General features: G+C 49.9%; 12 protein-coding genes. All 12 read left to right on the top strand.

Annotated features, from left to right (window positions below; genetic code table 11):
- Positions 1 to 5: 5 nt before the first annotated feature.
- Positions 6 to 1,163, top strand: coding sequence for a DegT/DnrJ/EryC1/StrS family aminotransferase (locus K3F53_RS17315; protein ID WP_057897443.1), 1,158 nt, complete (start codon positions 6 to 8; stop codon positions 1,161 to 1,163).
- Positions 1,164 to 1,178: 15 nt separating this feature from the next.
- A complete protein-coding gene (locus K3F53_RS17310) occupies positions 1,179 to 3,113 on the top strand; it encodes a polysaccharide biosynthesis protein (protein WP_220559184.1) in 1,935 nt (644 codons plus the stop codon).
- Positions 3,114 to 3,129: 16 nt separating this feature from the next.
- Entirely contained in the window at positions 3,130 to 3,300 is a 171-nt protein-coding gene (locus K3F53_RS17305; RefSeq protein WP_156423982.1) for a YwzD family small protein, read from the top strand.
- Positions 3,293 to 3,991, top strand: coding sequence for an ABC transporter ATP-binding protein (locus tag K3F53_RS17300; RefSeq protein WP_220559183.1), 699 nt, complete (start codon positions 3,293 to 3,295; stop codon positions 3,989 to 3,991). The genes K3F53_RS17305 and K3F53_RS17300 overlap by 8 nt, the downstream gene beginning before the upstream one ends.
- Positions 3,991 to 5,208, top strand: coding sequence for an ABC transporter permease (locus K3F53_RS17295; RefSeq protein WP_057897446.1), 1,218 nt, complete (start codon positions 3,991 to 3,993; stop codon positions 5,206 to 5,208). The genes K3F53_RS17300 and K3F53_RS17295 overlap by 1 nt, the downstream gene beginning before the upstream one ends.
- 16 nt (positions 5,209 to 5,224) lie before the next feature.
- Positions 5,225 to 6,316, top strand: a complete 1,092-nt coding sequence (locus tag K3F53_RS17290) for an S-layer homology domain-containing protein (RefSeq protein WP_057897447.1) — start codon at positions 5,225 to 5,227, stop codon at positions 6,314 to 6,316.
- Positions 6,317 to 6,340: 24 nt separating this feature from the next.
- Entirely contained in the window at positions 6,341 to 7,123 is a 783-nt protein-coding gene (locus K3F53_RS17285; protein WP_091260448.1) for a YveK family protein, read from the top strand.
- Between the two features lie 2 nt (positions 7,124 to 7,125).
- Complete coding sequence (locus tag K3F53_RS17280; RefSeq protein ID WP_220559182.1) at positions 7,126 to 8,745, top strand: hypothetical protein; 1,620 nt, start codon at positions 7,126 to 7,128, stop codon at positions 8,743 to 8,745.
- A 40-nt stretch (positions 8,746 to 8,785) separates the two neighbouring features.
- Positions 8,786 to 10,123: a lipopolysaccharide biosynthesis protein gene (locus tag K3F53_RS17275; RefSeq protein WP_220559181.1), complete on the top strand. Its 1,338-nt coding sequence runs from the start codon at positions 8,786 to 8,788 to the stop codon at positions 10,121 to 10,123.
- Positions 10,124 to 10,151: 28 nt separating this feature from the next.
- The gene (locus K3F53_RS17270) at positions 10,152 to 11,507 is read left to right on the top strand and encodes an O-antigen ligase family protein (RefSeq protein ID WP_091260447.1); all 1,356 of its coding nucleotides are present in this window, start codon (positions 10,152 to 10,154) and stop codon (positions 11,505 to 11,507) included.
- A gap of 19 nt (positions 11,508 to 11,526) precedes the next feature.
- Complete coding sequence (locus K3F53_RS17265) at positions 11,527 to 12,579, top strand: Ig-like domain-containing protein (RefSeq protein ID WP_057897452.1); 1,053 nt, start codon at positions 11,527 to 11,529, stop codon at positions 12,577 to 12,579.
- Between the two features lie 141 nt (positions 12,580 to 12,720).
- Positions 12,721 to 13,740: an NAD-dependent epimerase gene (locus tag K3F53_RS17260; RefSeq protein ID WP_057897453.1), complete on the top strand. Its 1,020-nt coding sequence runs from the start codon at positions 12,721 to 12,723 to the stop codon at positions 13,738 to 13,740.
- Positions 13,741 to 13,748: the final 8 nt, after the last annotated feature.

Below are 13,748 nucleotides of genomic sequence, written 5' to 3'. Positions count from 1 at the left end.
GAACAATGAACAAACGAATTTACCTATCTCCGCCACACATGAGTGGAGAAGAGCAGCATTATATCGCGGAAGCATTTGCGACGAACTGGATTGCGCCGCTCGGGCCGAACGTGGAAGAATTCGAGCGCGAACTGGCTGAGTATGTCGGCGCGAAGGGAGCGCTTGCGCTCAGTTCTGGCACGGCGGCCATTCACCTTGGTCTGCGCCTGTTGGGTGTCGGGCCGGGCGATACGGTGTTTTGTTCAAGTTTAACGTTTGTGGCGAGCGCCAATCCAATCTTGTACCAGGGCGCAACGCCGGTCTTTATCGACTCCGAACCGGAGACATGGAATATGTCGCCCGGCGCGCTGGAGCGAGCGCTGCGGGACGCTGAAGCGGAAGGCGCGTTGCCGAAAGCGGTTGTAATTGTGAATTTGTACGGTCAGAGCGCTGATATGGAGCCGCTGCTTGCGCTGTGCGAAAAATACGGTATTCCGGTGCTTGAGGATGCGGCCGAGTCGCTCGGCGCGACATACAAAGGCAAAAAGAGCGGTACGTTCGGTGCTTTCGGTGTGTACTCCTTTAACGGAAACAAAATCATTTCTACGTCTGGCGGAGGCATGCTTGTTTCGGACGACACGGAAGCGCTGGAGAAAGCTCGTTTTTGGTCAACACAGGCGCGCGATGCGGCTCGCCACTACCAGCACAGCGAGCTGGGCTATAACTACAGGATGAGCAACATTCTCGCGGGAGTAGGTCGCGGTCAGTTGCGCGTGCTGGATGAACGGATACAAGCTCGCCGCGCAGTGTTTGATCGCTATGTCAATGCGCTTGCGGATGTGCCAGGTTTCGCATTTATGCCGGAAGCAGAATCCGGTTTTGCGACCCGCTGGCTTACTGCTCTGACGGTAGATCCAGCACAGACCGGCGTAAGCGCGGCTGAGATTGTGGATGTGCTCGCAGAAGAAAACATCGAAGCGCGTCCGGTCTGGAAACCGCTGCATTTGCAACCATTGTTTACAGGTTGCAAATATTATCCGCACGCGGAAGGGCACAGTGTATCTGATGAATTATTCCATAACGGCATTTGCTTGCCTTCCGGCTCCAGCCTAACGGAAGAGGAGCAGGAACGGGTGATTCAGGGTATTAAACGAGCGCTTAAACTGTATATCGAAACGAAATAACGGAGGTGAGCCGCTGTGAAATATGCGCAGAGAATTCTTTTGTTGGCGGTTGATACTTTCATCGTGCTTGGATCGGTGCTTGTCAGCTATTTGCTCCGGTTCGAAGGACACATTCCGGAGCCGTTCTGGAACAGTATGCCGTATGCGATAGGACTGATTTTGCTTGTTACATGCGGTGTGTTTTATGTATCGCATCTTTATCGTTGCGTCTGGAAGTATGCAAGCATCGGCGAACTCTTGCTTATCATTCGCGCAACCACACTGGCGTTGGTATTGACCTTTGCGTTGTATTTTACGGCGCGCGCGCTGGGGGTGGGTATCGTCATCCCGCTTTCGATCTTCCTTCTCTCATGGATGACGACAACGGTCGGTATTGCCGGTTCGCGCCTGATCTGGCGCATCGCGCGCGGCAGATACGTGAAAATCCAGCCGCACCATAAAAAGGCGCTCATTGTAGGCGCCGGGGACGCGGGCACGCTCGTAGCGAAGGAGCTTCAGCGTTTTCCAGACACGACGCTGTATCCGGTCGCGTTCATTGATGACGATCCATCCAAACTGTACATGGAAGTGGCCGGGTTGCCCGTTGTTGGCACGCGCCGCGACATCCCGGCTGTCGTAAAGCGGCTTGGCATTGATACGATCATCTTGGCGCTGCCGTCCGCCGCAAAGTCGGAAACGGCAAAAGTCATTAATATCTGCAAGAAGACGGCGGCAAATATTAAAATTTTGCCGCGCGTCAGCGATGTGATTCATGGCAAGGTGTCGATCAGTACGATTCGCGATGTCAATGTGGAAGACTTGCTCGGACGCGATCCGGTGGAAGTCGATCTGAAAGGAATTGCCGATTATGTGACAGGTAAGGTTGTATTGGTGACGGGGGCGGGCGGTTCGATCGGTTCGGAGCTGTGCCGTCAGATTTCCGCGTTTGACCCGGAAACGTTGCTTCTGCTCGGCCATGGTGAAAACAGCATTTACGCAATCGAAAACGAGCTGAAACGCAAATATCCAAACCTGAAATATGAGACGATTATCGCTGATATCCAGGATCGGCAGCGGATTGTGGAAGTGTTTGACCGATATCGCCCGGCGGTGGTGTTCCATGCTGCGGCGCACAAGCATGTGCCGCTGATGGAACGCAATCCAGCGGAAGCGATTAAGAACAACGTTATCGGAACGAAAAACGTGGCCCAGTGCGCCAACTTGTTTGGCGTGGAGCGTTTCGTTCTGATTTCGACGGACAAAGCGGTCAATCCGACAAGCGTAATGGGCACGACCAAGCGAATTGCCGAGATGATTATCCAGAGCCTGAACCGTCGCAGCAGCACGAAATTCGTTGCGGTACGCTTTGGCAATGTGCTGGGCAGCCGCGGTAGTGTGATTCCGCTTTTCAAGCAGCAGATCAAAGAAGGCGGCCCTGTCACTGTGACGCACCCGGAGATGGTTCGCTATTTTATGACCATTCCGGAAGCGGTGCAGCTGGTTATTCAGGCCGGAGCCATCGCGGAGGGTGGCGAGACGTTTGTGCTTGATATGGGCGAGCCGGTAAAAATTGATAAGCTAGCGCGCGACCTGATCCGTTTGTCCGGGCTGGAACCGGAACGTGATATCAAAATCGAATACACCGGTATGCGACCGGGCGAGAAACTGTATGAGGAGCTGCTGACCGCCGAGGAAGGCACGACGGCGACAGCGCATAACCGGATTTTTATCGGCCGGGCGACCCCGTTCTCTGTTCCGGAATTTATGGCCAAACTTGAAAAGCTTGAACAGGCGGCTTCCAACAATTATATGCCGGTTGCGCCGGAAGAGCTGAAGGCGATGCTGAAAGAGATTGTGCCAACATATCAGTTGCCGGCGGCCGACATCGCGGAAGCGAAAAGCAAGCAGAAAGCGGCGGAGACGATCGTGAAACGGCTGAAACTCGAAGTGGCGCTTGGCGCCGAAAAGTAATGGGAGTTGATATCTGGTGATGGCGAAACTCATGGAAAGCGAGCTCGATCAAAAAATTCTGCTTCATATTTTGCTGGATGTCTATCAAAAAGGCGAACAGCTCGACACGATGGACACGCGTGACATTGTGGATGACATCGTGTTCCAGCTCAAACCATTCATAGAACGGATGGGCAACTATGATTGAGCTTCGGGGCATTTCCCGCCACTACAAAGATGGGCGGGAAAAAAGAACCGTCATTGAAGATCTGGACTTGAATGTGAAACAGGGTGAATTCGTATCCATCCTCGGCCCTTCCGGCTCCGGCAAATCGACGTTGCTAAATATCCTTGGGCTTCTGGACAAGCCCGACTCAGGCACATACCGGCTCGCCGGACAAGATGTAACCGAATATGGCGGGGGCCGCCTGGCTGCTATCCGCAACCGCCATATTGGCTTTATTTTTCAGCAGTTCATGCTCGTTCCTCGGCTGACCGTCGGCGAGAATGTTGCCCTGCCGCTTCAGTATACCCGGATGTCTGCCCGGGAGAAGCGCAAGCGGGTGGATGAGGCGCTAGAGTGGGTCGGGATGCTTTCACGCAAAAAAGACGTACCCGTTCACCTGTCCGGCGGTCAAAAGCAGAAAGTAGCCATTGCCCGCGCGATTGTCGCCTCGCCCTCGCTTCTGTTGGCCGACGAACCGACAGGAAATCTGGATGTGCAATCCAAACAAGAGGTGATCAACATTTTGCAACGTCTGCATGCACAGGGCAAAACCATCATGCTGGTAACCCACGATTACGAGCTGGCCCGGATTGCGGAACGAATTCTGTATATGCTGGATCGCAAGCTCGTTCCGTATCGTGGTGCGCCGGAAAGGGAGGCGAACCGCGGGTAATGCTATTCCGTAATGTGAGGATGGCCTTGCGTGGCATCTGGATGTATCGCGGTCGTTCGTTGCTGGCGATTTTGGGCGTGGCGGTCGCCGCGCTGCTCGTTATTTCGATGATGACGGTGCTCTACAATTTTAGCCAGAGCTTGCTGCAACAATTCTCCGGGCTTGGCGCCCGGCAGATTACCGTTGTACCGGGCAAGTTGCTGAATAAGAAAGCCATTGATAGCGGTATTTCCGACTTTGCTTCCTTCGCGCCTTCCGCCAGCACGCTCACATACAAGGATGCGATGGATGTTAAAGCGCGGGTTCCGGGCGTAGAAAAGGCGGCACCACAAAATGAATTCATGGGCGTGCTTATGTATAACAAAAAAGGATATGAAATGATTTTTACCGGGACAACGCCTGATCTTCTGCCTATTCTTGATGTCAGGTTGGCGGATGGGCGATTTTTTACCGATGCCGAATGCAAGCAGAACAAGCATGTCATTGTACTTGGGGCCAACATTAAGCACAACATATTCGGCGACAGGCCCGCGGTCGGAAAAACGGTTACGATTAACCGGGAGAATTTTATGGTGATCGGCGTTCTGGATGAGAAGAAAATGTTCGGTTTCAATATTGATGATCGGGTATATGCGCCATACCATGTGGTTGAAAAGATAGGCAACGTGGACAATGCTTCTTTGCTATTTTTCACCGCGAAAAAGACGGAAAACGTGCCGCAGGTCGAAAAGCAGATCAACAATGTTATCGGACAAAACCATAAGAAAAAAGATTTCAACTTGGTAAAGGCAGAAGAAGTGATTCATGTTATCAAAACCGTGATGGATCTGGTCGGTGTGATTACCCTTGCGATTACCGGTATCGCGCTTTTGGTTGGGGGTATTGGGATTATGAATGTAATGCTTTTGACGGTGAAAGAGCGGACAAGGGAAATTGGGATTCGCAAGGCGGTTGGGGCAAAATCGTGGCATATTCTCGCCCAGTTCTTGTTTGAAGCGGTTTTTTTAAGCGTGACAGGCGCCCTGCTCGGCTTGGCCGCGACATACGGAATTCTTTATTCCATTCACACGTATTTTCCGATACTGCCGAACCATATTCCGCTGGAGATGGTAGGGTATACGATTGTGTTTGCGATCGGTGCAGGTCTTCTGTTCGGGATGATTCCGGCGCTGCGGGCGGTAAGGATTCCCCCGATCGAAGCGTTGCGCTACGAATAATTATGGAGGGATAGATATGAACAAGAAAAACGGATTTCGACATAAACTGGCGTTGTCGCTGCTTGCGACTGCGGTGGCAATGCCTTCTGTTACGCTGCTGCCGATAGGATGGACCACAACGGCAAAGGCGGCAACGGAGGATGTAACGGATAGCAAAGTGCAAAAAATGAAAGAATTATTGCAGCAACTCACCCCGGAAGAACAGCAGATGATCAAAGAAAAAGCCATGCAGGAAATGCTGGAATCACCGAATAAGCCGCTTGAGCAAATTGCGGAAGAAGCGGTAAAACAAACGGTTGACACGGAGAAATATGAAAAGCTGAAGCAGGAAGTACGCGAATCCAATATCACGATTGAAGATGTAATGCAGGCAAAAGACCAAATCACAGCATCTCCGAATGAAGAGGAGGAGCCGGCAAAAGAACCGATCAAGGAACCGGTAACGGAACCGGTGAAAACGACAGAACCTGCACCGGAAAAACCGGAACAGTTGCCGGTTCAGCCAGCACCTGAAAAACCTGCAAAACCCGAAGACAAACCGGTGCCTGCTTTTACTGATCTAGGAGAAGTACCATGGGCGCAAGAAGCGATTCAAGCGCTTGTGGCGGCGGGTGTATTGAATGGAATAAGCGAAGACAAATTTGAACCGCTTGGCCATGTAACCAGGGCACAGTTTACCCGTATGCTGGTTCAGGCGCTCAAGTTAAATGAGAAAACAGCAGAAGGTCCATCCCCTTCGTTTACCGATGTGAAAAACGAAGACTGGTTTGCCGCTGATGTGGCAATTGCGGCGCGCCTCCATATCGTGAGCGGTGTGAGCAAAACCAAGTTTGATCCGAATGCGCCGGTGACACGGGAGCAAATGGCGACCATGGTCGCTCGCGCGCTGGATGTAACGATGGGTATAAAGCCTGCTGCGGAGCACAAGAAACAGTTAGAGAAGTTTGCAGATCGGAAGAATATTGCAACATGGGCGCAAGCAAACGTAGCCCTGCTAGTAGAAAAAGGGATCATCACGGGAATGGATCAGCATCATTTCGCGCCGAAGTCAAAAACCAACCGTGCCCAGGTTGCTGTCATCATTCAACGTTTGCTTGATGTAAAGTAAATGGCTCAGTAAGGGACAATAGGCATGGAACAATACCGGATACAGAGTGATGTACGAGGACTTCTTCGTGTTTTGCAGCGATATCTTTTTATGATAGTGACCATCACGCTAACCGCAGTCTTAACCAGCGCTGTGCTTAGCTTTTTTTTCATTCCTCCTGCTTATAAGGCGACCGCTGAGTTGCTGATTCATAAGGCCAGGCAGGAAAGCGGAATGTATTTGCTTCCTGCCTCGGAGCTTGAGGCGAATGTAGAACTGATTAAAACCTACAATGAAATCATTATCAGCCCTTCCCTTCTGGAACTTGTTGCCGGGAAACTGGGGGAGCCGGATAAAGGGAAAGCATTAGCCAAGAAAATCAGCGTAAGCGGCATACGTCATTCGCAGGTTATGGCCATTACCGTAGAAGATCGTAATCCGGCAAAGGCAGCACAGATAGCGAATATGCTCGCTGCTACCTTCCAAAGTGAAGTTGTTAAACGGATGAACATCGAAAACATACAAGTTTTGGCGGAGGCAAAAGCGGAGCGGGCGTCTTCGACTAAGTTGGTAACGTTGGCGTTGCATATCAGTACAGCTTTCTTTCTTGGATTGGCGGTTTCGGTTGGACTGGCATTTTTGCTGGAATTAACAGATCGGAGAATACGTACAGAAGAAGAAATTGAGAGTCATCTTGATCTTCCGGTACTCGGTACCGTTGCCGCCATACCTGTACATTCTTCCAAGCTAAAGAGCAAAGCGGAAGAAGAAAGGTTTATCGTACCGCTTGTATATGAAGACGGCTCCCAACTGCTGACAAAGGAGTAGACATGAAGCATCGATGGTCAACCTATGTATCTGTTCTGAGTCTTATCATGAGCTTCGTAGCTGTAGGGTTTGTTTTGCTATCAAAGCCGGAGGTTAACGTTCAAGGCGGAAATACGCAGGACGCGCAGAAAGCAAAACGAATGATAGATGTGATGCAATTCGGGGCGGTAGGGGATGGTAAAACGAATGATGCATTGGCCGTTTCGCAAGCCATTGCTTATGCGGAGAAACTGTCAGCATCACAATTTTCTCCTGAATCGAATATTGTCTTGGTATTTCCTCCTGCCGAGGGCTATGCCCTGGATACCCCGATACAGATACCGCCGAATGTCTCGGTTGAGCAGCACGCTCCCCTGATTTATACAGGAGATGCGTATGAACCGTTCGTAACAATTGGCGAGCAGGGGAAAACGACACGGGCATCCTACACGGGTCTTGCTGTCATTCGAAAGAAGCAGTCTGCTTGGCTTTCCAGTGATCCGGCGAAGCAGGCGATCGGGATTCGGATTTTTAATGCCACATCTTCCTTTATTGATATTCGACAGGCCGACTGCTTTACCATAGGAAGCCAGTTTATTGGTGCTGGCAAAGGATTTGCCTACAATGAAGTACGGCTCGGTCAGTTTATTGGTAATCATATCGGAGTGGAACTGACCAATCAAAAGGGAAAGAACGGTCGCATTGGCTGGATAAACGAAAATTTGTATATGGGAGGCCGATTTTCGGTACGTCCCTCACTTCATGCGAACGAGGATCGAATCGGAGTTGTGATTACAAGCCAGGATGGAACGTATAAAAACAACAATAATAATATTTTTATTAAACCGAGTTTTGAGTTGAGTCAGAGTGGGCTGGTTCAGGGGGCTGAAGCGCTGCCAATTCTTATCGAACATGGAAAGCTTAATACGTTTGAATACATTCGGAACGAAGGAAACGGTACGTATGCAGCGCGTATCGTTAACGGTAGCAGTGACAATGTCATTTCGACTGGTATGGGAGCGGCGCGTATTGATGATCGCTCCCTGTACCCGTCCACAATTACCAGTAGCGCTTCCGAGCGGGTGCTGGAAGAGCACAGCCACCTTTTGGCCAGTTATAACCTGTCTGAGCGGTTCCGCATGCTGCCAGACGGCCACATTTCATTTGTGGGCATGTCTTTTTTGACTGACGGATCCAATGATGTGCTTGGTAGCGTCAGCGGCCAGGCAATTAGCAGAAATCAGGATGGTACGTTTATTGTGAAAGATACGGCGCTTGGCGTCATGATCGATACAAGAAAAGTAAAATCTTTTGTTGTTAAACGCGCTTCTCCGGGAAACAGTGCCGGGAGAGTTGTAATAAGAGGTTATGATGCCAGGGGCAATATCGTAAACGCGAAACATGGAGGGTGGCTGAAAGGAAAGGAAGAAAATGTTCCGTACTGGTCAGAAAAAAGGTATGGAGGTGTATATATTACAGGCTCTGACAACAGCGATCCTCTTTTCTTCGTTGTCGGGCCTGAAGTGGCGAGGGTGTGGCTTGGGATCGCTCCCGGCTCCGGCGCTGCGGTGGTCGGAGGTATGGCCATTTATACGAAACCGGCTGACTACACACTGGTATCAAGCGGAATTTGCAATGAGTAGACTGCAAATAAATTGAGTGAACATACAGGAGGCGGACTATGTGAATAGAATAGCAGGGGTTCAGGGGGTAGTAGAAAAAATCAAGCGCAGGCTGCCGAAAAGCAAATTTGCCAGAAACGTCGTGGTATTGGCAGGGGGCACGGCGCTTGCGCAGGGCTTGTTACTCCTTGCATCTCCTATTCTTAGCCGGCTATATACGCCGGAGAGTTTCGGTGTACTGGCGGTATTTACCGCTATGTTATCGATTCTTGTAGTTATTTCATCTTTACGGTATGAGCTGGCGATCCTTCTACCGGAAGAAGAAGAGACAGCGGCCAATGTATTTGCTTTATCTGTCCTGGTCGTATTTGGTATGACGCTGCTCATAGGTACGGCTGTTTTTTTGTTCGGCGATACGCTGCTATTATCGTTGAAGGCAGAGAAGATGCTGCCGTATCTGTTTTTGCTGCCTGTCAGCTTTCTGGGGCTGGGTCTCTACCAGTCTCTTAACTATTGGGCGATTCGTTATAAGAGATTCGCCAGCATCTCACGTACGAAATTCAGTCAAAGCTTCGGAATGGTATGTACACAGATATTGGCAGGATTATTTATCAAAGGGCCGGCTGGCCTGCTTTATGGAGATGTAGTTGGACGGGTCAGCGGCAGCGGAACGTTAGCGCTGCTATCGTGGCGTCATGACCGGCATATTTTGCGGAAGATTTCACTTTCTGGTGTGGGAAAGGCGGCCTGTCGTTATTATCGGTTCCCGTTATTCTCCAGCTGGTCCGGGCTTCTTAACAGCGGCGGCTTGCAGCTGCCTGCTCTTATTCTTGCGAGTTTCTACGGGCCGCAGGTTCTTGGCTGGTTCGCTCTTGGACAGCGGGTTATCGGTGTGCCCATGACCATGATCGGGCAATCTGTAGCCCAGGTCTATACGGGTGAATCTTCCCGGCTCGCCCGGCAAAATCCGGAACAGTTGCTTCGTCTATTCTATCAAACAGCAAAGAAACTGTTTTTCATTGGCCTCCTTCCTTCTTTGTTGCTTGGGATCGCCGGTCCGCAGTTGTTTGCGCTCGTATTTGGAGGCATCTGGTACGAAGCGGGGCGATACATCCAGATTCTTTCTTTCATGTACTTGATTCAGTTTGTTGTATTTCCGCTCTCGCAGACGCTTGATATTATTGAATGCCAGCACGTTCATCTTATTTGGCAGATCGGGCGGATCGTGCTGATTATCGCCGCGCTTGTCAGCGCGGCCTGGTGGAAAGCTCCGCCTGCGCTGGCCATTGGCTTATACGGAGGCGTTATGGCAGTCGGGTATGTGATTCTGTTTTTCCTCTCGGCAATGAGCATTCGGAAGTTGTGCGGAACAGATAAAACAGCAAAAGATGTCGCATAAAAAATGACACGGAAAGGCGTTGTAGTATATGTCGTTTAAAACCGTAGCTCCCCGGCTCAAAGAAAGAATGTTGCCTTTTTTCGGTATGTCGCTTTTGGGTGTGATGCTTGCTGCTCTGAGCGTAAGCATTCCGGCTATTCAAATCATTGGTTTGCTGGTGGTCGTGCTGCTTGCGCTTGTGATCTTTGCGCTGCCGGAGCTGGGGCTGGTTATTACATCGCTGGGCGGACGCTTTAATCGTGTTCCTTTCCTGGAAACGATAGATGGCCCGGTCTATGTTGCCGCTCTCAGCTTGAGTTTGACTGTATTCGTAATGATCATGCGCCGCAGATTTCATGCTCTTCTTAGTAGAGCCTATTTATTTGCCTGTTTGCTTTTCCTGGCGGTGCTGGCAGCCGGAGTGATGTATTCCGTTTCTCCTTCCTATGGGACAACAAAGTTGATAGAGTTTGCTTTTTACACGTTGCCTTTGCTTGTGCTGGCGTTAAGCATGGTGACGTCACGGCAGCATTATGTGAACTTTTTCCTTGGACTGGCTGTCATCACATTTGGCCTGGCACTGTTGGGGATCGCGGGCGGCGTCCTGAGCGGCGGTTTGGCTAATGGGAGAATTTCTGCACTGGGTGGCGGTCCGAATGTGTTCGGGCGATTTATGGTTATTGGGGCGCTGAGTACGCTGTTTCTAATTAACTGTATTAAAGTACGTGGTTTTGCGGTATGCGGCTATATCGCGCTTGCCATCTACGCAATTGCCGCTTTTTACTCCGGCTCGCGGCAGGCGTTCATTGGATTTATTTTGGCGCTTGTCATGTATGGTTTACTGATTTGGTTGAAAAGCAGCAACAAGAAGCGCTCCCGCTTTCTGCTGACATTGGGGATTGTCGGTGCTCTTCTTGTTTCCATATTTACTGTTATTCCTGTGGAGAAGATTACCGGAGGAACCGCATGGATTCGGCTTACTCTACTGTTTCAGGAAGATAAAGGGACGTCCGTGGATGCCCGCTTTGTATTTGCTGAGGCTGCCTGGTATCTGTTCCAGCAGCGCTGGTTCACAGGATGGGGGACAGGTTCGTTTGCCCGGATGTACTCCGAAGAAATTCGCTATCCGCACAACATCTTTTTGGAAGTGATGTGCGAATTGGGTGCGATTGGGCTTGCGGCATTTCTGATTGTACTGGCAGTAGCTGCGTTTGCAACCGTACGGTTAATGATAAGCAAGAAAAAGAGCGAACTTTCAGGGATGGATGTTTCTCTGATAGCTACTGTCATTACTTGCTTTTTTTTCAGTCTGTACGCCGCGCAGATTAGTGGAGATTTATATGATAATCGCTGGGTATGGCTGTTTGGTGCCCTGCTGGCCGGGTTGCCACATGCGCTTAAATAAGAAAATGGAGGGATTGAGTATGAAGAAGGAAAGAAAGTTTACGCGTAAGTTGCTTCTGCCTGTGCTGGCTGCTTCCGTAGCCTTGCCTTCGGTCGCTGCTTTTGCGCCGCAGGTTTCTTACGCAAAAGAGAAGGCGGATGACTTTGTGATGGGGATGAAAGCGGACTATATTGAAGAGTTTATTCAGGTTCTTAAGGGCTTAACCCCAGAGGGAAAGGCACAGCTTCGCCAGGTGCGCGATTCGATTCAGGAAAAGTCCCTGATTTGGTGGCGCGATACCGTGATTCAAAATCCGCAATTTATTGAAGCGGCAAAACAAAAAGGCGTAACAGTTGAAGAAGCGACTTTTCTTCTTCGTGACTTTACGCTGCTTTTCTATACGCCGGATAATCTACAAGAAAACCTGCTTTCTTTTAAACAAAAGCATTCTGCTACATTGCAAAAATTGTTTGGGAACGAGTTTGGGATAAAAGATTTACTTGATTTTGTTAAGGATATTAGCAAGCAAATTATAGCTGACCTCATGATGGATCATATGGTGGATACGAATAAACCGCTGGATGACATTGTTGATGATGCTGTTAAGCGAACATTGGAGCACGGCAAATACAAGAAATTTGCAAACAAACTTGCTGAACTTACCCTTTCTATCGATGAAGTCATTCAAATGAGAAAACGTTTGGCAGCGGAGATCGATCCAAATAATGTAGCACGTAATGCTTTTCTTCAGGCATTCATCCGGAAAAATGTAACGCTGTCCATTCAGCCGGGTCGCCTTGTTCCGGGCAAGACCAAACAGCTTACAGTAAATGTTTCATTCCCGCGCAAAATATCCATTCGCTCGGGTGTAACATGGGAGTCTTCGAATCCGGAAGTAGCGACGGTCAACAGGAAAGGGGAGTTAACGGCGCACAAGCCGGGTACAACAACCATTACTGCCAAATTGAAAAGCATTGATGTTGGTAAGCTTGACGTAACGGTTGAACCAAAAAAGGACAAAGATAAAGAAGAAAAAGATAAAAATAAAGAAGAGAAAGACAAAAAGAATAACGACAAAAAAGACAGAAACTAGGAAGAAAGCCAGCCCCCTGCCGGATGATATACGCCGGCAGGGGGCATTTTTTTGTGGTAGATGTTTTGCCGGCCCGACCGGCTACCGTGAATGTTCTATTGTATAATAGTAAAAAACAAACATAGAGAGAAGGAACGGCTTATGGGAACAAAAGAAACCATTCTTGTAACAGGATGTGCGGGCTTTATTGGCTTCCATGTGGTAAAACGCTTGCTGCACGAAGGGTATCCTGTGGTCGGGCTTGATAACCTCAACGATTATTATGATGTATCGCTGAAGCAAGCACGGCTTGCACAGCTTATCGGACAACCCCATTTCACGTTCGTACGGGCGGCGCTTGAGGACAGGCAGGCAATCGAAGACTTGTTCTCCGCCTATCGAATCGAAATAGTTATTCATCTGGCCGCCCAAGCCGGAGTGCGTCACAGCTTGCAGAATCCGTATGTATATGCTGATTCAAATCTAACCGGATTTGTAAATATGCTGGAAGCGTGCCGCCATCATCGGGTTAAGCATTTGTTGTATGCGTCCTCAAGTTCGGTGTACGGCGCGAATGGCAAGCAGCCGTTTTCCGAACATGATGACGTGAATCATCCGGTAAGCCTGTACGCCGCTACCAAAAAGGCGAATGAATTGATGGCCCATACATACAGCCACTTATATGGTCTTGCGACGACAGGTGTCCGTCTGTTTACCGTTTACGGGCCATGGGGCCGGCCGGATATGGCGTATTTTTCGTTTACCCGCGCCATTCTCGCCGGGGAAACGATAAAAATTTTTAACCGGGGAAATATGAAGCGTGATTTTACGTATATTGATGACGCGGTGGAAGCGATTGTGCGGTTAATGTCCTGTGTTTCGGTGCCGAACCCGGCCTGGAGGACGGAAGCGCCGGACCCGGCGTCGAGCTATGCGCCGTACCGGATTTATAATATCGGTAGCCAACGACCGGTTTCGTTGCTTGAATTTATTAAGACGCTTGAACAGGTGCTTGGCCGGGAAGCAAAAAAAGAATGGTTGCCGTTGCAGCCGGGCGACGTAAAGGATACATATGCTGACGTGCAGGAGCTGATCCGCGCGACTGGTTATCGTCCACAAACCCCGCTTGCGGATGGGTTACATCGTTTTGCGGCATGGTATCGGAAGTATTACCGAGTATAGGGGGAATA

The sequence above is a fragment of the Aneurinibacillus thermoaerophilus genome, from assembly GCF_019603355.1.
Classification (GTDB): domain Bacteria; phylum Bacillota; class Bacilli; order Aneurinibacillales; family Aneurinibacillaceae; genus Aneurinibacillus; species Aneurinibacillus thermoaerophilus.
Note: the sequence above shows the minus strand (reverse complement) of the source record. Positions and strands in the feature narration are given on the sequence as shown.